Here is a 20,213-nt window from a genome sequence, read left to right as displayed (position 1 = left end):
ATAAATCATTAATAATTCTTAACGACTCCTTCCCATTACCACCCCCCTGAAGCGCCTCCGCCTCCAGAGGATCCACCGCCAAATGAGCCCCCACCAAATCCACCGAACCCACCACCACGGCCTCGGCCTTTGGATGATCTTGGATTATAAGCAGAAGAAGCGTAATGAGCAGTTAAAATTAATCCACGGTAATCATATAAAGTATCGCCCACTAATACGCGACGTCCTATTTTACGACCAGATGGATATTTGTTCAACAGGCGTCCGATGTCTCTATTTTTTAATACATGACGATAAGTTTGCCAGTAAACCATACCATAAAAAATGAGTGCATATAAGTTTAATTTTTTAATTTGTTTAGCAGACTGTTCCGTTATTCTATTGTCATTGCCAACAATACCAGAAAATTCTTTGTAGTCTTTTCTTACCAACCTTCTAGTTCTCATTATTCCGATAAAATATAAAAGAACCACAATAAATAAGAGGGTCATAAAAACAATTGGAATAAGCAAAACAAAGCCTAGGCTATCTCGACGACTTTCATAAGTGTTTATTTGGCTATCTTCATAAGGTGTTTTAGAATTAATATAATTTGCAACTAAATCAGTCGTCGCACTCACACCTTCTGAATAATCTTCATCTTGATAGTTTTCTACTACTTCATCGTCGTCAAGGATCCCTTGACTATCAGCATCTGTCAGCACACCTTCTAGTCCATATCCTACTTCTAATCTAGTTTCCTGTTCAGAAACCGACATCAAATACAGTACGCCATTGTCTTCCTCATTATTTCCTATACCTAAGTTATTGAAGATATCTGTTGCATAAGACTCAATATCTTTTCCATTAGGTAATTGATTAAGCGTGACAACCATAAACTGAGCACCATTAGCATTCTCATCTAACTGTCGATTAAACTGATAAACTTTTTCCTTTACATCATCAGATAAAATTCCTGCATTATCTGAAACAAAAATATTATTACGATCAATTGCAATCGTGCTATTTCCTATATCCGCTTCGTAATAATCAGCTTGAGCTGTATATTCATTTGCGTATTGTACTTTTTGAGATTGTAAAGTTGTTTCAAACGAAGGAGTAATTTGCGCATCAATTTCTTCTTCTTTTTGCTCTTTTTGCGCTTGCAACTGGTTAATTTGTGTATTGTAATATTGTTCCATTACATTTTTTTGATGATTTAATAAGGGCACGCCGATAATAAAAAATAGTAATCCCAATAAAATAAAAAATCCACATATCCAAACATAAATAGTATTCAGACGTTTAAAACGTCGATAATAATTATGAATATTTTTTATTGTATTTTTACTTAAATGTGACTCGTTAACTTCTTTCATAGACAAAAGCCCCCTTTATTCACTCGTATCAATATCAAAATCGACCTCGGGAACTTCCTGCGCGCCTTCTTCAGCTTCAAAGTTATCCTTTCTATCAAAGTTGAATATATTAGCAACTAAATTATTAGGAAAACGTACTAGCAATTGATTATATTGATTAACCGATTGTATATAACGTCTACGCTCTGTTGAAATTCGATTTTCTGTTCCTTCTAGTTGAGACATTAATGTCCTAACATTATTATTTGAACTTAGTTCTGGGTAATCCTCTCTGATAACATTAACCATTGTTGAAAGCTGTCCAGACAATTCGTCATTTGCTTCAACTGTTTCTTCAGGTGTATTGGCTTCATTATAAGCTTGTCTGGCTTCGGCAATATTACCAAATATTTCTTGTTCTTGTTGCATACTTCCTTGGACCGATTCTACTAAATTAGGCACAAGATCAGCTCTTCTTTGCATCACATTTTCAACTTGTGACCAGCTTGCGTCCACATCATTTTCAGCAGAAGCTAAGCGGTTATAAGTAAAAATGGTAGGAGCAGCAATAACAAAAATCACTGCCGCAATAATTAATAATAAAAGGTTCCGATTTCTTTTATCCAATTTTAAATCACCTTCCTTGTGAGTATTTCACATTTTATTTTACCATAAAATAACATATACCACAAAAGTATACTAGCTATATCCTTTGACAAGTCAGTCTCTATGTCTTAAGCTGAAGTCAACATCAAAATAATAAAAAGGGATGATCATCATGGAAGAAACTATATTTTTTAACCGTGGAAATGCTTTAACATCTGATGTCGATCAAGAAGAATTGATGAAAAAAGTGCAAATCGAAAAAGATAAACGCGGGCTCAATAATAAATTAGTTGTCGTTCAAGATAATAGAGGCGAGTACCTACTATTTGACTTTTCTGATGCTGACTCTGAAAATGATCGATCCAGCGAATTTCAAGTGAAACAAATTATCGAAGATGACAAAGTAGAGTAGTTAAAAATATATATTCTCTAGTAAAGAAAAATCGCTAGAAAATGAACAAAAATTTCATTTTCTAGCGATTTAATTTTTATATTACTCACTAATTTTTTTCATTGCTGCAAAATAGCGTCGTGTATCTTCTTCATCATCTTTTAGCTGTTGAATTAACTCCTCTGCTCCATTAAAAGCTACTTGATCTCGTAAAAGATGATTCCAGCGCACTCTGACTTGTTCACCATAAATATCTTGGGTAAAATCTAAAATATATACTTCGATCGTTAACTGCCGACCTTTTTCAAAAGTATCATTATGACCGATCGACCCCATAGCTGGATACCACTTCTCACCTATCTTTATTTCAGAAGCATAAACGCCTTCTTTAGGTAGACGACTGGTGATTTCAGTCTTGATATTAGCTGTTGGAAAGCCTAAAGTACGTCCTCTAGCGTCGCCGTGGACCACGGTTCCGTCAATTTCATAAATATATCCCAATAGACTTGCCGCCAGCTCCATATTTCCTTGATCTAAGCTTTCTCTAATTCGTGTTGAACTAACTTTACTGTTATCTTGTGTTTTTTTAAGAACTGATACAACTTCAAAACGGCCTTGGGCATATTGCGGTAAATGATCCATATCTGCTATATTTTCAGGTCCGTAAGTATAATCAAAACCAGCAACTGCATACTTTGCATGTAAGTCAACAATATACTGGTCAACAAAATCCTGTGGACTCAAACTTGCAAATAAAGATGTAAATTCTACGATATATAAATAATCCACCCCTAAATCAGCCATTAACTGCTTCTTTTGTTCCGGATTGGTTAAATATTTCATTTCATCTGGTTTAACTTTTTGAAAAACAATGGAAGGATGTTGGTTAAAGGTCATCACTGCCAACTTCAGTCCTTTTTTATCTGCAATTTTTCTCCCCGTTTCGATCACCTTTTGATGTCCTTTATGTACACCATCAAAAAATCCCAGCACTAAAACAACATCCTCATCAGGAATAATATTTTTTGAATAGGGATGTCTAAACTCAATGACTTTCATAAAAAGCTAATCTCCTAACTAACTCAGTTCTTTAATACTTTTAAGGGCTTTAAGCCGTTCTTTTCGTTTTTATTGGCTTCATACAAACTAACAACCTGATTTTGGTAGAAAATCGCAACGGCTTCTTTTGGCATATCAACTAAACCAAAAGCCGAATAAGGTAAGCGTGCCCCATTTCTGACCTTCTGCCACAGTTGCTCAGAAATATCTACTCTTTGAAAAGCTTGAACGCCATACTCTATCGGCAGTAATATTTCACTCACTTGATCTTTTTCTGCTGCTGCTTGTACTTTTTCTAAAGTTATCGCTTGTCCTTTTGTAAAACCAGCGCTTTTAACGCGCGTTAAATCTGACATATGCGCACTCACGCCGAGTTCTTTACCAAGATCAACAGCTAAAGTTCTAACATAAACGCCTTTACCACAAACTACTTTGAAGCGCCAAGATTGTGTCTGTTGTTTTTCTTGGTGAACTGGCCTACTCGTACGCGTAAAGGATTCAATTTGTACTTTACGCTGTGGTCTTTCTACTGATTGTCCACTTCTTGCATACTCATAAAGACGCTTACCATTTACTTTCACAGCAGAATATAAAGGAGGAACTTGAGTCATCTCTCCGACAAATTTTTGCATCGCATCATCAATTTCCTTAACTGAAAAAGGCTCATTAATCGGATCTTGTTGAACAACTTCTCCACTAGCATCTTCAGTAGTTGTTGCATAACCGAGTGTAATTTCGCCTTCATACTCTTTTCCAGAATCGACTAAAAATTCGACTACTTTAGTTCCTTTTCCAATACAAATAGGTAGTACGCCATCGACATCAGGATCTAGTGTCCCGCTATGCCCGATTTTTTTAGTATGTAAGATTTTTCTTAATTTAGACACGCAATCATGACTTGTCATGCCACGATCTTTCCATAAAGGTAAAATACCGTCCATAAGTTTCTCCTGTTCTAGTTTTTAGCTTTAATAGTATAACATAGCCTGTTAAAAAAAGCATGAAACAGATTAATCACCACACACAAAAGTGAAAACTAGCTCTCTGTGTTTAAAAATAATAGATCAGCCCAACTATCAGTGTTATTGGTGGCAACTTTTCTGATCTACCTCCAATCGATGAGTTATTGGCGGCAACTCCTTCGATGTGCCCCCAATCCATGAATTATTGGCGGCAACTCCTTCGATGTGCCTCCAATAATTGTAAATAATGGTAGAATGTCTGAATGAAAGCAAATAATTTTCTAGTTAAGAAAACTATTACTGCTATTATAAAGTCTCAATAAACTTTACATTTAGTTTTTCAAAATAAAAAACAGGTATCCACCTGTAGCGACCTCTAAACGACAAAAGAAAAACTTGACTTCTAGAGGTCGGTTCATCAGATACCTGTTTATTTTTAATCTTCTTCATTTTCATGCAGCTCACGAATAACTTCATCGATTCTTTCACCGTATTCAACTGATTCGTCCAATTCAAAGAAGATCTCAGGCGTTTTATATATACTTAGTACATGACCTACTTCACGCCGGATAAGTCCTTTAGCTTTTTCTAAGCCCATTTGAGCTTCTTGTTTTGCTGAAGCGTCATCAGACAAAATACTATAAAAAACTGTCGCTTGTTGCAGGTCACCAGTGACACTTACATCTGTAATAGTTATATCTTGTACGCGTGGATCACGAATTTTTGTTTGCAATAAGTGAGTTACTTCTTTTAGTATTTCTTGAGCTACTCTACGATCACGATAATTAGCCATGATACGTCCTCCTATACCAACAAATTACTTGCCAAAAATTTAGTTTACTTTAACTTCTTGCATGACAAAACCTTCAATAATGTCGTCTACTTTAATATCATTATATTTTTCGATAGTAGCACCACATTCATAGCCATATTTTACTTCTTTAACATCATCTTTGAAACGTTTCAAGCTAGCAAGTTTTCCTTCAAAAACAACGATACCATCGCGAATAACACGCACACCACTATCTCTATGAATTGAACCTTCCATAACATAACAACCAGCGATTGTACCGACTTTAGAAACTTTATAAGTTTCACGTACTACCATTTGTCCTGTGATTTTTTCTTCGTATTCTGGATCAAGCATTCCTTTCATCGCTGTTTCGATTTCATCAATCGCTTGATAAATCACGCGATGCAAACGAATATCGACTTCTTCTGTCTCAGCTTGTCTTCTAGCTGGTACAGTAGGTCGTACATTAAAGCCAATAATAATCGCGTCACTAGCAGAAGCTAAAGTAATATCACTTTCATTGATCGCTCCAACCGCTGCATGGACGATATTGATTTTCACGCCTTCTACTTCAATTTTTTGTAAAGAGGCAGAAAGTGCTTCAGCTGAACCTTGAACATCAGCTTTAATGATAACATTTACTTCCTTGAGTTCGCCTTCTTTTAGGCTTTCAAATAAATTATCCAAAGTGACATTTGAACCAGTAGCTCGATGTTCCATCAAAGCTCTTTTTGCTCTTTCTTCTCCAGCCTGACGAGCTGTTTTTTCATCTTCAAAAACAGCAAAACGATCACCCGCTTGTGGTACATCGTTTAACCCGGTAATTTCAACCGGAGTCGCTGGCTTAGCTGATTTATCACGACGGCCTAAATCATTAGTCATTACACGTACGCGTCCATAAGTATTACCCACTACAATTGGATCGCCCACCTTTAGTGTTCCTTGTTGCACCAATAAAGTAGCTACTGGACCTTTTCCTTTATCTAAACGTGCTTCAACAACTGAACCGATTGCCCGTCTTGTAGGATCAGCTTGCAGGTCTTCAACTTCAGCCACTAATAAGATCATTTCCAAAAGTTCTTCAATATTTTGATTGAACTTCGCTGAGATTTCAACAAAAATTGTGTCGCCACCCCAAGCTTCTGGAATCAGTTCATATTCACTTAATTCTTGCATAACACGTTGTGTGTTAGCACCAGGCTTATCGACTTTATTAACAGCTACGATAATTGGAATTTCCGCTGCTTTAGCGTGGTTAATTGCCTCAACTGTTTGCGGCATTACTCCGTCATCAGCAGCTACAACTAAAATCGTAATATCGGTGATACTTGCCCCTCTTGCACGCATACTAGTAAAAGCCGCGTGTCCCGGAGTATCTAAAAAGGTAATTGGTTTTTCATCAATATCAAGTTGATACGCACCGATGTGTTGGGTGATACCGCCTGCTTCGCCACTTGTCACACGAGAATGACGCAAATTATCCAATAAAGTCGTTTTACCATGGTCAACGTGTCCCATAATCGTAACTACAGGTGGACGTGATTCTAGATTTTCTTCATTAATTTCTTCGTTATCAAAGAATTTATCAATATCAGCAATATCAACTTCCACTTTTTCTTCTGCTTTTATACCATAATCAGCAGCTAACAGTTCAATACTATCTTTATCTAAAGGTTGATTTTGGTTAACCATAATGCCAACCATAAATAATTTTTTGATAATTTCAGCTGGTTCACGACGAATCTTTTTGGCAATATCAGCCACATTCATTCCTTCTGTATATTCTAATACTTCAGGTAATTCATGGTACTTACGTTGGGTAGCTGGTTTCTTACTTTGTTGCTGTTGTTGTTTACCTTTTTTGCCCTTTTTATTGAATTTATTACGGTTTTTATTATTAAAGTTATTATTCTTATTATAGTTATCGTTGCGATTTTGCTTTTTACGCTGTTCGTTTGTGTTTCCTTGTTTTCTTTTATCTTCTTGCACTTTTTGTCCTTGCTTGTTTGTATTTTTTTGTGTCTGTTGTCTTTCCGCTTTTTGTGGTTGTTTCTTTTCAGCAAATTTATTCGCAGTGTCACCTTTTTGCGTACGGTTTTGTGAATTATTTTCACTTGCTTTACGCTGCTGTTGATTTACAGGGCGATTTTGCGATACATTTTGACGTTGTCTTTTATCTTTATCATTTGTTTGTGCCTTTTGTTTATTTGGCTGATTTGTTGCTTGTGCCTGGGACTTTGCTTGCTGCGGATTCCTATCTTGCGGGCCTTGTTTAGTCGCCGCTTGATTTTGTTGCGCCGGTTTTCCTGAACGCATTGTTTGTTTTTGTCGATTTTGAAATTTCGGATTATTTCGTTGTGATTGAAATTTCTTTTCTTTTGGTGCCTGTTTATTGTCCGCTGGTTTTTTATTTGATGATTGACTATTATCTGGCTGACCACTTAAATTTTGACGAAGCTTTTGTTGTTCTGACTCAGAAAGTGAGCTCATATGGTTATTAACAGCAAAACCTAATGATTGTGCCGTTTCAACAATTTCTTTACTCGATTTGTTTATTTCTTTTGCAAGTTCATATATTCTTTTTTTGCTCATGCAGTCACCTTCCTAACTTGAGATTAGTTCCCTTATTTTCTTTGCAAATCCGCTATCCAACACACCGACTACCAAACGTTGTCGGCCAATCGCTTGACTTAGTTCAGATGAATGAAAACAGTCTACAAAAGGAACTTGGTAAAAAGCACTTTTATCTTTTACCTTTTTTCGGGTATTCTTACCAGCATTTTCTGCTACTAAAGCTAATTTCACTTCTTGTGTGCGTATTTTTTGAACAGTCATTTCCTCACCTGTTACAAGTTTACCAGCACGCATTGCTAAGCCTAGCAGATTCAACGCTTTTTGTTTATTCATCGCCAAACAGCTCACGACGAGCTTTTTGATGCGAAACATAATCGTACAACTCTTGATAAAATTCGTCGCTTAATTTCGTTTCTAATACACGATCTAAAATATGTTTATCCCACGCCATTTGTGCCTCTTCAGGCTCTATGGCAATGTAAGCACCCCGACCAGGTTTCTTTCCAGTAGGATCGATTGAAACATCGCCTTCCTTAGAACGTGTGATGCGTAACAATTGTTTTTTAGGTATCATTTCGCCAGATACAACAGATTTTCGTAAAGGAATTTTTCTTTTTTTCATACAAAAGCCTCCTTAAGATTCTGTTTCAGATTCATCTGATTCATTAGAAACATTTTCTTCATCAAAAGCTTCATTATTATCTTCTAACACAGTATCTTCAACTTCTTCTGCGTCTATAATTTCTGAAGCATCCTCTTCTTCATCCAACTGAGCATAAAAATCTTCCATGTCCGATTCAGATTTAATGTCGATTTTATAAGCTGTCAATTTGGCAGCTAAACGAGCATTTTGTCCTCTTTTGCCAATAGCAAGTGACAGTTGATTATCAGGAACCACGACAGTACACACTTTAGGATTTTCCATATCGAAAATAACATCACTAACTTCTGAAGGATTCAAAGAATTTGCGATATAAATTGCAGGGTCTTCATTCCATTCAACAATGTCCATATTTTCACCCTTCAATTCGTTCACTAAAGCTTGTACTCGTTGACCTTGAGGTCCCACACAAGTACCGACTGGGTCGATATCTGGATCAATAGAACGTACTGCAATTTTAGCACGATCACCTGCTTCACGCGCAATGCTTAAAATTTCAACAGTACCATCATAAATCTCTGGCACTTCTTGTTCAAATAAACGGCGTAACAAATCTGGATGCGTACGGCTAACAAAAACTTGTGGGCCTTTTGAAGTATTTTCCACACGAGTAACATACACTTTGATCTTATCATGTGCTTGGTAATGTTCATTAGGCATTTGATCTTGTTTAGATAAAACAGCTTCGATTTTGCCTAAATTAACGTAAATATAACGCCGATCTTGACGTTCAACAACACCTTGCATAATATCATTTTCATAAGCAGAAAACTCATCATAAATTATAGAACGTTCTGCTTCACGCACACGTTGTAGAATGACTTGTTTAGCCGTTTGCGCTGCGATCCGACCAAAGTCTTTAGGTGTTACTTCAAACCGAATCCTGTCTCCAACTTCATAAGCTGGGTTGATCGCAATAGCATCTTTTAATGAGATTTCTAGTTGTGAATCCATTACTTCATCTGTTACTTCTTTTACTGCATAGACATTAATGTCACCTTCGTTTTCATCAAAATCCACTTCTACATTTTGTGATTGTCCATAGTGACGTTTATAAGCCGAAATCAAAGCAGCTTCTAGCGCTTCAATTACGATCGTTTTAGAAACTCCTTTTTCTGCTTCCAATGTGTCTAACGCGTTCAACATTTCTTTGCTCATTATCTTTGATTCCTCCGTATTTATATTTGAACAGCTAAACGGGCTTTCGCAATTTTTTTTCGATCAATCGTTATCTCTTTTTCGCGGGTTTTAATGCGAATCTTTAAAACAAGTTGTTCTTTGTCAAAGGATTGCAAGAAACCGTCGTATTGTTTTTGGTTATCAATAGGTTCATACAAGGAAACATGGATATACTCTCCAAGTGCTTTTTGATAGTCTTCTTCTTTTTTTAAAGGACGTTCAGCTCCAGGAGAAGAAACTTCTAAGAAATATGCTTGCGGAATTGGATCCGGATCTGCCTTATCCAATTTCTCACTTAAATATTCACTTACATAAGCACATTCTTCAATATCAATGCCGCCTTCTTTATCAATAAAGACACGAAGATACCAATTTTTTCCTTCTTTTACAAATTCTAGATCAACCAATTCGAAGTTATTTTCTTCGAGTACGGGCATCACCAAATCTTTTACAGTGTCAACGACTGCACTCAACAGTTATCCCCTCCTTTAGTAATTGAAAAATTCTTTCCATAAAAAGAGTGAGGGAATTTTCAGCCCTCACTCAACTCTAGTATCAATACTTTTATAATATAGCATAAAATTTGCATAAACTCAAGCTTCATGCATTTTTTGTATGTAAAGAAGAAGAATTTAAAAAGTAGTAAAATCCATTTGTTCTTATAATTCAATAAGACCTATCTTAAAAAAATGAGATTTCAGCAAATTTATCTGAAATCTCACCTTTTTTATACTCTACTATAATTATTCACATCAGCTACAATCGCATCGATAAACATATTAGCTGATTGAACTTCTGTTTCTTTACTACCATAACGACGTACATTAACTGTAGCTTCTGCCACTTCATTGTCGCCTACTACAATTTGATAAGGAATCTTTTGTGTTTGTGACGCACGGATCTTATAGCCCATCTTCTCATTACGATCGTCAACTTCTACTCGAATCCCTTTTTCTTGCAAACGACCTTTAATTTCATAAGCATAATCAGCATGTAAATCGACAGAAACTGGAATAATCGTTGCTTGAATTGGTGCTAACCAAGTTGGAAAAGCACCTTTATATACTTCCGTCAAGTGAGCAACGAAACGTTCCATAGTCGAAACGATCCCTCGATGAATAACAACCGGACGGTGCGTATTTTCTCCATCTTCCCCTACATAAGTTAAGTCAAAACGTTCTGGCATCAAAAAGTCTAACTGGATAGTAGACAGCGTTTCTTCCATCCCTAAAGCAGTTTTTACCTGAACATCTAATTTAGGACCGTAAAACGCTGCTTCGCCTTCAGCTTCATAGTATTGCACACCTAGTTCATCTAAAGCTTCTTTTAAAACAATTTGCGCATGTTCCCACATCTGGTCATCGTCAAAATATTTTTCTTTATCATTAGGATCACGATAACTTAAGCGGAAACGATAATCATTGATATTAAAATCCTTATATACAGCTGTCATCAATTCTAGTGTTCTTTTGAACTCATCCTTGATTTGATCAGGACGTACGAAAGTATGCCCATCGTTTAAGGTCATTTCACGCACTCGCTGTAAACCAGATAATGCGCCAGATTTTTCATAACGATGCATTTGTCCCAATTCTGCGATACGTATAGGCAATTCACGGTAAGAATGAACATCGTTTTTATAAACCATCATATGATGGGGACAATTCATCGGACGTAAAACCAGCATTTCGCCATCGCCCATGTCCATCGGTGGAAACATATCTTCATGGTAGTGGTCCCAGTGCCCCGATTGTTTATAAAAATCGACATTAGCCATGATCGGTGTATAAACATGTTGATAGCCTAAACTTACTTCTTTATCAACAATATAACGTTCGATAATGCGACGAATGGTCGCTCCCTTTGGCAACCAAAAAGGCAAACCAGAGCCTACTTCTGAAGATAACATAAACAAACCAAGTTCTTTACCCAATTTACGATGGTCACGTTCTTTGGCTTCTTCTCTTTGTTTAATATAAGCTTTCAAATCCTTTTTATCAAAGAAAGCAGTACCATAAACTCTTTGCATCATTTGATTATCTGAATTACCACGCCAATAAGCTCCCGCTACTGAAAGTAATTTAAACACTTGAATACGGCCTGTTGAAGGAACATGAGGTCCACGACATAAATCGATAAAATCTCCTTGTTCATAAGCTGTAATTTGTTCATCTTCTGGCATGTCATGAATCAGTTCTACTTTATAAGGATCATCTGCAAAAAGATCAAGCGCTTCTTCTTTAGATAACACCTTACGATTGATTGGATTATTTTCTTTTACAATTTTCATCATCTTTGCTTCAATTGCTGGTAAATCTTCTGAGGTTACAGGATTCTCACCATTATCAGTATCATAATAAAAACCTGATTCAATCGCAGGTCCTACACCAAAATGAATATTGGGATATAAACGACGCATTGCATTTGCCATTAAATGAGCTGTCGAATGACGTAAAATGCCCAAAGCATCTTCATGGTCGGGCGTAACAATTTCAATTGCCCCATCTTCATAAATAGGACGGTCTAAATCGATTAATTGTCCATTAAACTTAGCAGCTAAAGCTTTTTTAGCTAAGCTTTTACTAATATCTTCAGCAATCGCTTTAGGCGTGATTCCATCTTCCAATTCTTTTACAGAATTATCTGGAAAAGTGATTTTCAACATATTTATTTCCTCCTGATATTTATTTTAATTGATGAAAAAGCGCGTTTTACTGCAAATTCCTGTTTATTTTGCAATAAAAAAAGCCCTAGTATTATCCTAATACTAGGGCGACTAATTTCGCGGTTCCACCTATTTTTGGATACAAAACTTGTATCCCTCATTAGCTATAACGGCGCGGCCGCCTTTGTTTCAACAAAGGTTTCAAAAGTGGTCCTTGCTTGGGTTGCTTTTGGAAAAGTTTCAGCCTGGCTTTTCCTCTCTTATAAAAGTCGCACAAGTTTGGTTGGCTTTTTCATCAATCATTTATGGCTTTATTTAACCACTTCTGAAAATATTTTGCAAGTGCTAAGCGTTAATTTTTCTTTAATCAAATCGATAAAAAGCTACGCCTACACCTTTATCAGCTGAATAAAAACCACATTTTTCATAAAAGTAACGTACATCAGCAGCTTCTTCAGTCATTAATACTTTTTGGCGAACTTGCGGATAGCTGGCTAACAATTGCTTCATTAGTGTAAAAGCTATACCTTGATTTTGATACTCAGGTAAAACCAAAAGATCTTGAATATACAAAATGGTAAAATCATCGCCAACTGCACGAATTAAACCTAAAAGTTGTTCACCCGCCCAAGCAGTGATCACTTTTAATGAACATTCTACTCCTTTTTTAAGTTTTTCAGGTGCGCTAGTATAATTGTCCCAACCCACACTTTGATATAAGTGTAATAATTGTTCCAAAGCGATATCTTTAGTTTCTTTTAATTCGTATTCTTTCATTAACTAGCTACCTTTTCTTGCAGATAATTTTTTAAAACGACCGCTTGATTATACTTTTTGTCCTTTGCACCATAAATAAGTGTCACATTATCTGCTTGCAGCCAGTCTGCGATTTGTTCAACAAATTCTTGTGTTTTATCGTTATTATCCAATTCTTTTTTGTACTCTTTTTCAAACCAAGGAAATTTTTCTGGGTCATGACCAAATTCTTTTCGTAAATCATTTGTAGGAGCAATGCTTTTTTCCCATAAAGCTAACGCTAGTTTTTCCTTTTTGATCCCTCGTGGCCACATACGATCAACTAAAACTCGTTTGCCATCAGAAGGCTCTATATCTTCATAAGCACGCTTTATTTGTAAATTTCCCATAAAAAATCGGCTCCTTTTCTTATTTCCTTTATTATAACTTGATGCTACAATAAAAAACAAATATTTAGAAAGAATGGTATAAAGTCTTCAAGGGAAAATACTAAGCAATTCAAGGCTATTCGGGGCAAAGATAGAGAATAAAACGTTGAGAAACGACCGTTTTAGTAAAATAAAAGTTATATCCTTACTTTTCAGATAAAACTTTTCTATTTCTCTCTCCGTGATTGGCATTTCGGATAGGATTTTTCTAAACTGTTGTCCGTGATTTCGTTTTCAGATAATAGACTGTCGAACTTTTGTCCGTTATTCACTATTTATTTGTCCACTAGAAAACCTCAATAAATTTTACACTTAGGAAAGGATGACAGCAATGGACTATCTAGCAAGCTATAAAGAATTACTTTCTATCGCACAAGCTGGCTTACATTATGGCAACGATCAATTTGACCTTGTTCGTTATCAAGAACTAAACGATTTAGCCCTACAGTTAATTCAAAGCCTTGGTAATGAACCCCAAGAAGTGATTCATGATTTATTTTCTCATGAGTCTGGTTATCAGACGCCTAAAGTAGATGTTCGAGCATTCATTACTCAAGATAGTAAAGTATTGCTTGTACAAGATAGCAAAACACTCGAATGGTCTTTACCTGGCGGTTATGCAGATGTCGGTTTTTCTCCTAAGGAAAACACACGTAAAGAAGTCTACGAAGAAACCGGCCTTAATGTAGAAGTTAAACAATTAAAAGCCATTTTTGATACCAATTTACGTAAAGATATCCCCCAAGCTTTTCAATATTACAAATTAGTGTTTGACTGTGAAATCCTCTCCGGCTCTTTTATGGAAAATCTAGAAACTAACCAAATGCATTACTTTGCTCTGGATAATTTACCGGTACTTTCCAAAAAAAGGACGACTCAAGAACAACTAGTTCAATTAATGCAAGAAAATAATATTAGCTATTTCGAATAAGAAAAAAAGGAGGAAGAAAGTGGAAAATATCGGCACTATTCGATTAGAAACTAAGCGATTAAATTTACGGCTTCTAACACCTGAAGATGCACAACAAATGTTTGATCATTGGGCTAATGATGGTAAGGTGACAAAGTACCTTAACTGGAAGCCCTATCAAACAGTCAAAGATGTCAGGAATAATTTAAGTGAATATCAAAAAAATTATATCGATGTTGATTATTTTTTCTGGGGAATTGAAGAAAAAGTAAGTCAACAGCTTATCGGTACAATTTCAGCAAGTGTTGCTGATAAAACGGCCAAAGTTGCGGAAGTTGGTTATTGTATTGGACAAAATTGGTGGTGTAAAGGTTACACTAGTGAAGCATTAGAAGAAGTGATTGCTTATTTATTAGAAAAAAATGATTTTAAACGAATCGAAGCTATTCACGATACAGATAATACTCCTTCAGGAAAAGTCATGGAAAAAGCTGGTATGAGCTATGAAGGAACGCTCCGACAACGATTGGTCAATAATCGCGGTCTTGTTGATGGTGTATACTACGCCATATTAAAAAAAGACTACATCAGTCAAAAAGCTCAACATCAAATTTATAGTTTTTTGAATGAAGCCAATATTTCCTATCAATTGCTAGAACACAAAGCAGTTTATACTATAAACGAAATTGACTTTGATATACCAGGTATCAGCGTGAAAAATCTATTTTTACAAGGAAAAGACGACTTTTATCTATTGATCCTAACAGAAGATAAACGAGCTATTTTAAAAACAATCGCACAAGAAGTCGGTGAAAGACACTTGTCCTTTGCTTCTGAGCAAAAATTAAGTCAACTTTTACATACTACTCAAGGAGCTGTCTCACCTTTAGGTTTATTATTTGATAAAGAGCAAAAGGTACAATTGATCATAGACGAGCAGATCCCTGTAAGAGGAAAAATCAGCTTCCACCCAAATAGAAATGATAAAACATTGATTTTTGACTTTAAAGATTTTCTTACTTTTCTTACAAAAGTCAATCACCCACCTAAATATATCAATAATTAAAAACAGCAAGGATTATCGCATTCCTTGCTGTTTTTAAGCTGTTTATTTCCGATTTTTTAAAGCAAGCCGAAGCGTTTCATTGGCTAGTTCTGACTGTGCATCCACTACCGGATATTTTTCATTTTGCGTGGCTTCTTGTACCAATGACAACTCCGTACATCCTAAAACCATGACATCACAATCGTATTCTTCCGTCATTTTTTGCAATATTTGATAATACAATTCTTCATTACAAAAATGACTTTCCTTCACATCTCGATAAATCAGATTTGTAACCTCTTGTTGTAAGTTAGTATCAGGCAAAACAACGTCTAAATGATCGAATTTATTCAATTCGTTTTCATAAACTTTGGTCTTAATCGTTCCTTCAGTCGCTAACAAACCTACACGCGTTTTCCCTGTTTTTTTGCCAAATTTTTGACTCGTTACTTCTGCAGCCAGACGCGGCATATGCAAAATTGGAATATTGGTCACTTCTTGTAATTCATCAAAAAAATGGTGCGCGGTATTACATGTTAATACAAAAAAATCAGGTTGAAGTTTAGTATACTGTCTTAAATCTTTTTTTAGTTCACTGGAAGGATTTTCTGTCGATTTTCCCAAAATAAAATCTGTTCGATCAGGCACTGTTGCGTGATTTACTAAAAGGTAATTTAAATAATCTTGATCAGAACGGATAGGCGTTCGCTCATTGAGTACATGTACAAAGCTTTCAGTAGCTAGTGTTCCCATCCCACCTAAAATTGTAAAAAAGTTTTCCATTATTATCTATTTCTTTCTAAAGTATTTTTTATATCTATCATGATATAAATAAAAAATCCGTTTGACAAGCAAATAGCGTTTCAAATTCATGTCTTTTTTATAGTATAAAGTATTGCCGTATTTATTTTCTGCCAAATATTGCATCGCTTGCTCTTTATCGGGGCCTTCTGCAATGTATTGTTTTAAGATTTTTTCTGGCACACCTAACCAAAGTTTATCACCTTGAGCATAGGTCGTTTCTGTAAACGGTGTTTCTAATACATAGTCTTCTACTAAATATTTCGCTAAATTATAGCCGCCTAACGTTACACAGAAACTGCTTCTACCTTGCCGCAAATTAATTTCAAATAATTTATATTCGCCATCTCTTTCATCATATTTCATATCAAAATTGGCAAATCCAACATATTCTATTTTTTCTAAAAAGCTTTTCATTTGATCAAAAACTTTTTCATTATAATCAGGCATAATTGCCACATAATTTCCCACTGCTTCTGGTGTAGGGTCTTCTAATAGCGGATGACCTAAATACATCATTCTTACATTATGATTGTGATCCACATAAGCATTTAATACACGCATCCGTGAATCATCACCAGGTATAAAATTTTGACAAATCATTTCAGAAGTATAACCTGCTTGGTAAACTTTAGCCAAAATATCATCCACTTCTTCTTGTGAATACAAAATAAAGGCTTTTTTTCGTCCTTCGAAATCAACATCCAAGTACTCAACGCTATCTGAGGGTTTCAAAGCTACTGGGAAACCAAAAGGTAGTTCAACAGAGGAATTTTTTTCCACCATATCTTTTGTGATAATAAGAGTATCTGGATAAGGTAGACCGTATTTTTCACAAGTTTTATAAAATGCCGCTTTATCTTCTAATGTTTCTTGCGTTTTTGCATCTACAGTTGGACAAATAAAACGTTGACTCAATTCTTCTTTGTTATGTGTAATCAATTCGGTATATCCATCGCCGCAAGGAACTAAAATAATCTTACGAGGATCATCCTTGTATTGTGCCATCAATTCACGCATGACTTTCATAAAGCCTTCTGGTTCAGAAAAACCAGGATGAGAATGAACATTGACGATTTTGCTGTATTTTGTCGGAGAAAGTTGTCCAGCACCATGCGCTTCTGAAATTGTCCCATATGCTTCATGAAATGAACGCGCCATTCCATAAACATTTATATCACTACCTAATAGAAGAGGTAAAAATTGTTCATTTACTTTTGTATTCACAGCTAAAACCACTTTCTTTCTCAAAATTTTCATACATAATATTTAATTGAAAGTATACCATAAGTAAAAGAACAATTGCATCCATTAACTTATAAATCTTAAGATAGCTAAGATAGTTGAGAATTTTTTTAGGATATTTCTGTCCCATACTCAACCTGACTTAGGGCCAAAACTAGTATCATTGGTCTTTTCTATGCGAAACGTTAGACCAATCACTCTATTTACGGCCCATTCTCTGCCTAACTTAGGGCCAAAAATTGAATTTGCGGTCTTTACTTTGCTAGACTTTGGGCCAAAAGACAAAGCTTTGGCCCTTTCTTTGTCATACTTAGGTCCGGAAGTTGGTTTTGCTGATCCTGCTTCTTTTCAAATAAAGTTCAGTGCTAGCGTATTTTTTCGCGTATAAGCTTAAATTATGCTATAATTTCATGATGGAAATTTCTATATTAGATAGAAAAACTTATCAACTGGAGGTAAGTTCATGAGCGAACGTCAATATGAAGAAAAGCATTTAGCGCAAACGATTTCGTTGATTGAAAACGAAGAAGAGTTGTTGAAAAATCAGCAAAAAGAACTAGAAAAGTCTATGAACAATCAGTTAAAAGAAGTAAGTAAAAATACGATTAATACTGCTACTGAAGAATCCTTTTATGAATCTGTAGTTGAATATCGTCAGCACGAACATGAACTAGCTTTACGTTATCAAAGTGCTGAAGCAAAAGAAAAACGAATGAATACACTAGAAACGATGGCACAGTCTCCCTATTTTGCAAGAATCGATTTTAAAGAAGAAGCAGAGCCAAAAGAAACATTATATCTCGGGATTGCTTCGTTAAGAGATAAAAAAGATGACACGATCGTCATTGACTGGCGCGCGCCGATCGCCAATCTATATTATGAAGGAGAGCTTGGAAAAGCTTCCTATTCAGCAAATAAAGAAACTTTTTATGTTGATTTGTTGTTAAAACGTCAATTCAAAATTCAAAACGGGGAACTTCTTTCGATGGTTGATACTTCTGAAATGATCAATGACGAGTTCTTGTTGGATATCCTTGATGATACGTCTTCTCCACAAATGAAAAATATTGTTTCAACGATTCAAAAAGCGCAAAATCAAATTATTCGGGATACAAGCAGTAAGTATATGATCATTGAAGGGATCGCAGGTAGTGGGAAAACTTCTGCTTTATTACAACGCATTGCCTTTTTGTTATATCACCATAGAAACTGGTTAAAAGTTGATCAAGTATTATTATTTTCTCCGAACCATTTATTTTCCGATTATATTTCAATGGTATTGCCTTCTTTAGGCGAAAGTGAAGTACCTACTCAAACTTTTACCAACTTTTTACAAAAGCTTATTCCTAATTATACGATTCAAAATGTAGCACAAGAAGAAGAACAATTTTTAAATGGTGAAAATAATCCGATCCAAACAATCAAAAATGGCTTAAGCGTACTTGATGAAATTCAACCTTATGTGACGTCTATTACCAATTTTGGGCCTATTTTTCGCGACTTAAAAATCAATGGAGAAAGCTATATCAAAAAAGAACAAATGCGCCAGTGGTATAAAGAAACCAACACAAAGCTTCCGCTCTATCAAAGAATACAACTTTTACAAACTAAACTATTAAAGAAAGTGAGTGGCTTACAAAAAGATGAAGCGAAAAAAAATTGGGTAAAAGAACAGGGAGCTGAAAAACTCGAAGAAATTTACGAAAACAACCCTAATCTTGATGACTCTGAAGAAAAAGAAAAGCAGTTAAGGAAACAAATAAAACAAGAAATTGTTAAAAAGAAATTTCGTTCGATGACACAAAAAGTCAATAATTTTCGCTTTATCAACTTTGCCAAACAATATATCCACTTTTTAAAACAATTTCCTGAAAATATTTTACAAGAACATGGTATTTCTGCTAGAGCTTGGGGGGATAGTATTCAAGGGGTACGCCAACAAATGAAAAATAAAGAGATGTTACAAGAAGATGCGCTACTTTACTTTTCACTTTTAAGAAATATCTACCCAATGACTAATGAGCAGAAGGTTCGCTTTATCTTTATTGACGAAATGCAGGATTTTCCTCCTGCACAAGCAGCACTATTAAAAGACCTATTTCCAAAAGCCTCAATGACCCTATGTGGTGATTTAAATCAAAAAGTTTTTGGCAATGAAACAATTGTTAATTCAGTAGATAAACTATTTGAAAATGATGAAGTTACACGTTATCAACTAACAACAAGTTATCGCTCAACTGAGGAAATTACAGCCTTTGCTAATCAGTTTCTATCGCAAAAAGATCGCGTACAAACTACAGCAAGAAACGGTGCAAAACCATTAATTTTAAATGCCACAAATCAAATGCAAGCAATTAACTGGCTTGAAAATAACTTGTGCGATGAAACTGCGCAGAAAAAACAATGGCGTACTGCAATCATTGCCAAAACCACCCAAGAGTGTAAAGAACTACACAGTCAGCTTTCTGTATCTGCGCAAAAAAATATTCAATTAATTACTTCTGAAGATGAATTTATGAAGCGTTCAATAGTGATTATTCCTGCTTACTTAGCTAAAGGTTTAGAATTTGATCGAGTATATGCTTGGCATGTTGCCGAGAACTTCTCAGCTAGTGATCAACTCATTTTTTACACTATAGCTACTCGTGCCATGCATGAATTAAATATTATTAGCTTTGGACAAAACAGTCCTTTACTAGAAAATGTTAAAGCAGATAGTTACCAACAAAAAGACTTACTTCCAGGAGAATAAAAACTAAAAAAGCAGCAACTCCACCGGTCAATAATACTGAACTGACTGC

At 35.5% G+C, this 20,213-nt stretch carries 19 protein-coding genes; 4 read left to right on the top strand and 15 right to left on the bottom strand.

What is annotated here, in order from left to right; genetic code table 11:
- Positions 1 to 35: 35 nt before the first annotated feature.
- Both C7K42_RS01630 and C7K42_RS01625 read right to left on the bottom strand, forming a co-directional pair.
- Positions 36 to 1,358: a TPM domain-containing protein gene (locus C7K42_RS01630; protein WP_103083935.1), complete on the bottom strand. Its 1,323-nt coding sequence runs from the start codon at positions 1,356 to 1,358 to the stop codon at positions 36 to 38.
- Between the two features lie 15 nt (positions 1,359 to 1,373).
- Positions 1,374 to 1,964: a LemA family protein gene (locus tag C7K42_RS01625; RefSeq protein ID WP_014124675.1), complete on the bottom strand. Its 591-nt coding sequence runs from the start codon at positions 1,962 to 1,964 to the stop codon at positions 1,374 to 1,376.
- A 151-nt stretch (positions 1,965 to 2,115) separates the two neighbouring features.
- Here C7K42_RS01625 and C7K42_RS01620 point away from each other — a divergent pair, with 151 nt between their 5' ends.
- Complete coding sequence (locus C7K42_RS01620) at positions 2,116 to 2,355, top strand: hypothetical protein (protein WP_041591811.1); 240 nt, start codon at positions 2,116 to 2,118, stop codon at positions 2,353 to 2,355.
- Positions 2,356 to 2,436: 81 nt separating this feature from the next.
- Here C7K42_RS01620 and ribF read toward each other — a convergent pair whose 3' ends face one another.
- The 11 genes from ribF to C7K42_RS01560 form a co-directional block, all read right to left on the bottom strand.
- A complete protein-coding gene (ribF, locus tag C7K42_RS01615) occupies positions 2,437 to 3,393 on the bottom strand; it encodes a riboflavin biosynthesis protein RibF (RefSeq protein ID WP_014124673.1) in 957 nt (318 codons plus the stop codon).
- A 23-nt stretch (positions 3,394 to 3,416) separates the two neighbouring features.
- Positions 3,417 to 4,334 carry a tRNA pseudouridine(55) synthase TruB gene (gene truB, locus C7K42_RS01610; protein ID WP_014124672.1) on the bottom strand — a complete coding sequence of 306 codons (918 nt, stop codon included), beginning with the start codon at positions 4,332 to 4,334 and terminating at the stop codon, positions 3,417 to 3,419.
- A gap of 457 nt (positions 4,335 to 4,791) precedes the next feature.
- A complete protein-coding gene (rbfA, locus tag C7K42_RS01605) occupies positions 4,792 to 5,148 on the bottom strand; it encodes a 30S ribosome-binding factor RbfA (RefSeq protein ID WP_014124671.1) in 357 nt (118 codons plus the stop codon).
- 39 nt (positions 5,149 to 5,187) lie between these two features.
- Positions 5,188 to 7,740: a translation initiation factor IF-2 gene (gene infB / locus C7K42_RS01600; protein WP_103099702.1), complete on the bottom strand. Its 2,553-nt coding sequence runs from the start codon at positions 7,738 to 7,740 to the stop codon at positions 5,188 to 5,190.
- Between the two features lie 12 nt (positions 7,741 to 7,752).
- Positions 7,753 to 8,055, bottom strand: coding sequence for a YlxQ-related RNA-binding protein (locus tag C7K42_RS01595; RefSeq protein WP_014124669.1), 303 nt, complete (start codon positions 8,053 to 8,055; stop codon positions 7,753 to 7,755).
- A complete protein-coding gene (rnpM, locus tag C7K42_RS01590) occupies positions 8,048 to 8,344 on the bottom strand; it encodes an RNase P modulator RnpM (RefSeq protein WP_014124668.1) in 297 nt (98 codons plus the stop codon). Before rnpM ends, C7K42_RS01595 begins: the two co-directional genes overlap by 8 nt.
- A 12-nt stretch (positions 8,345 to 8,356) precedes the next feature.
- A complete protein-coding gene (gene nusA / locus C7K42_RS01585) occupies positions 8,357 to 9,541 on the bottom strand; it encodes a transcription termination factor NusA (RefSeq protein WP_014124667.1) in 1,185 nt (394 codons plus the stop codon).
- Positions 9,542 to 9,561: 20 nt separating this feature from the next.
- Positions 9,562 to 10,035 carry a ribosome maturation factor RimP gene (rimP, locus tag C7K42_RS01580; protein WP_014124666.1) on the bottom strand — a complete coding sequence of 158 codons (474 nt, stop codon included), beginning with the start codon at positions 10,033 to 10,035 and terminating at the stop codon, positions 9,562 to 9,564.
- Positions 10,036 to 10,289: 254 nt separating this feature from the next.
- On the bottom strand, positions 10,290 to 12,227 hold the full coding sequence (thrS, locus tag C7K42_RS01575; protein ID WP_014124665.1) for a threonine--tRNA ligase: 1,938 nt from the start codon (positions 12,225 to 12,227) through the stop codon (positions 10,290 to 10,292).
- A 363-nt stretch (positions 12,228 to 12,590) separates the two neighbouring features.
- Complete coding sequence (locus tag C7K42_RS01565; RefSeq protein WP_014124663.1) at positions 12,591 to 13,004, bottom strand: GNAT family N-acetyltransferase; 414 nt, start codon at positions 13,002 to 13,004, stop codon at positions 12,591 to 12,593.
- Positions 13,004 to 13,372 carry a DUF488 domain-containing protein gene (locus tag C7K42_RS01560; protein ID WP_014124662.1) on the bottom strand — a complete coding sequence of 123 codons (369 nt, stop codon included), beginning with the start codon at positions 13,370 to 13,372 and terminating at the stop codon, positions 13,004 to 13,006. Before C7K42_RS01560 ends, C7K42_RS01565 begins: the two co-directional genes overlap by 1 nt.
- 361 nt (positions 13,373 to 13,733) lie before the next feature.
- Here C7K42_RS01560 and C7K42_RS01555 point away from each other — a divergent pair, with 361 nt between their 5' ends.
- Both C7K42_RS01555 and C7K42_RS01550 read left to right on the top strand, forming a co-directional pair.
- Positions 13,734 to 14,342: an NUDIX hydrolase N-terminal domain-containing protein gene (locus C7K42_RS01555; protein WP_014124661.1), complete on the top strand. Its 609-nt coding sequence runs from the start codon at positions 13,734 to 13,736 to the stop codon at positions 14,340 to 14,342.
- A 19-nt stretch (positions 14,343 to 14,361) separates the two neighbouring features.
- Positions 14,362 to 15,387: a GNAT family N-acetyltransferase gene (locus C7K42_RS01550; RefSeq protein ID WP_014124660.1), complete on the top strand. Its 1,026-nt coding sequence runs from the start codon at positions 14,362 to 14,364 to the stop codon at positions 15,385 to 15,387.
- A 42-nt stretch (positions 15,388 to 15,429) separates the two neighbouring features.
- On the opposite strand, the gene C7K42_RS01545 is transcribed toward C7K42_RS01550, so the two are convergent.
- The gene (locus tag C7K42_RS01545) at positions 15,430 to 16,149 is read right to left on the bottom strand and encodes an aspartate/glutamate racemase family protein (RefSeq protein ID WP_014124659.1); all 720 of its coding nucleotides are present in this window, start codon (positions 16,147 to 16,149) and stop codon (positions 15,430 to 15,432) included.
- Between the two features lie 6 nt (positions 16,150 to 16,155).
- Positions 16,156 to 17,427: a carboxylate--amine ligase gene (locus C7K42_RS01540; protein WP_050989762.1), complete on the bottom strand. Its 1,272-nt coding sequence runs from the start codon at positions 17,425 to 17,427 to the stop codon at positions 16,156 to 16,158.
- A 448-nt stretch (positions 17,428 to 17,875) separates the two neighbouring features.
- On the opposite strand from C7K42_RS01540, the gene helD reads away from it, so the two are divergent.
- Positions 17,876 to 20,164: an RNA polymerase recycling motor HelD gene (helD, locus tag C7K42_RS01535; protein WP_014124656.1), complete on the top strand. Its 2,289-nt coding sequence runs from the start codon at positions 17,876 to 17,878 to the stop codon at positions 20,162 to 20,164.
- Positions 20,165 to 20,213: the final 49 nt, after the last annotated feature.

The sequence above is a fragment of the Tetragenococcus halophilus subsp. halophilus DSM 20339 genome (assembly GCF_003841405.1).
Taxonomy (GTDB): Bacteria; Bacillota; Bacilli; order Lactobacillales; family Enterococcaceae; genus Tetragenococcus; species Tetragenococcus halophilus.
Note: the sequence above shows the minus strand (reverse complement) of the source record. Positions and strands in the feature narration are given on the sequence as shown.

What these genes read in the sequence shown, in the direction of transcription:
- C7K42_RS01630 (WP_103083935.1), bottom strand. Translation starts at nt 1,358, where the DNA reads ATGAAAGAAGTTAACGAGTCACATTTAAGTAAAAATACAATAAAAAAT.
- C7K42_RS01620 (WP_041591811.1), top strand. Translation starts at nt 2,116, where the DNA reads ATGGAAGAAACTATATTTTTTAACCGTGGAAATGCTTTAACATCTGAT.
- ribF (WP_014124673.1), bottom strand. Translation starts at nt 3,393, where the DNA reads ATGAAAGTCATTGAGTTTAGACATCCCTATTCAAAAAATATTATTCCT.
- truB (WP_014124672.1), bottom strand. Translation starts at nt 4,334, where the DNA reads ATGGACGGTATTTTACCTTTATGGAAAGATCGTGGCATGACAAGTCAT.
- rbfA (WP_014124671.1), bottom strand. Translation starts at nt 5,148, where the DNA reads ATGGCTAATTATCGTGATCGTAGAGTAGCTCAAGAAATACTAAAAGAA.
- infB (WP_103099702.1), bottom strand. Translation starts at nt 7,740, where the DNA reads ATGAGCAAAAAAAGAATATATGAACTTGCAAAAGAAATAAACAAATCG.
- C7K42_RS01595 (WP_014124669.1), bottom strand. Translation starts at nt 8,055, where the DNA reads ATGAATAAACAAAAAGCGTTGAATCTGCTAGGCTTAGCAATGCGTGCT.
- rnpM (WP_014124668.1), bottom strand. Translation starts at nt 8,344, where the DNA reads ATGAAAAAAAGAAAAATTCCTTTACGAAAATCTGTTGTATCTGGCGAA.
- nusA (WP_014124667.1), bottom strand. Translation starts at nt 9,541, where the DNA reads ATGAGCAAAGAAATGTTGAACGCGTTAGACACATTGGAAGCAGAAAAA.
- thrS (WP_014124665.1), bottom strand. Translation starts at nt 12,227, where the DNA reads ATGTTGAAAATCACTTTTCCAGATAATTCTGTAAAAGAATTGGAAGAT.
- C7K42_RS01565 (WP_014124663.1), bottom strand. Translation starts at nt 13,004, where the DNA reads ATGAAAGAATACGAATTAAAAGAAACTAAAGATATCGCTTTGGAACAA.
- C7K42_RS01560 (WP_014124662.1), bottom strand. Translation starts at nt 13,372, where the DNA reads ATGGGAAATTTACAAATAAAGCGTGCTTATGAAGATATAGAGCCTTCT.
- C7K42_RS01555 (WP_014124661.1), top strand. Translation starts at nt 13,734, where the DNA reads ATGACAGCAATGGACTATCTAGCAAGCTATAAAGAATTACTTTCTATC.
- C7K42_RS01545 (WP_014124659.1), bottom strand. Translation starts at nt 16,149, where the DNA reads ATGGAAAACTTTTTTACAATTTTAGGTGGGATGGGAACACTAGCTACT.
- C7K42_RS01540 (WP_050989762.1), bottom strand. Translation starts at nt 17,427, where the DNA reads ATGAAAATTTTGAGAAAGAAAGTGGTTTTAGCTGTGAATACAAAAGTA.
- helD (WP_014124656.1), top strand. Translation starts at nt 17,876, where the DNA reads ATGAGCGAACGTCAATATGAAGAAAAGCATTTAGCGCAAACGATTTCG.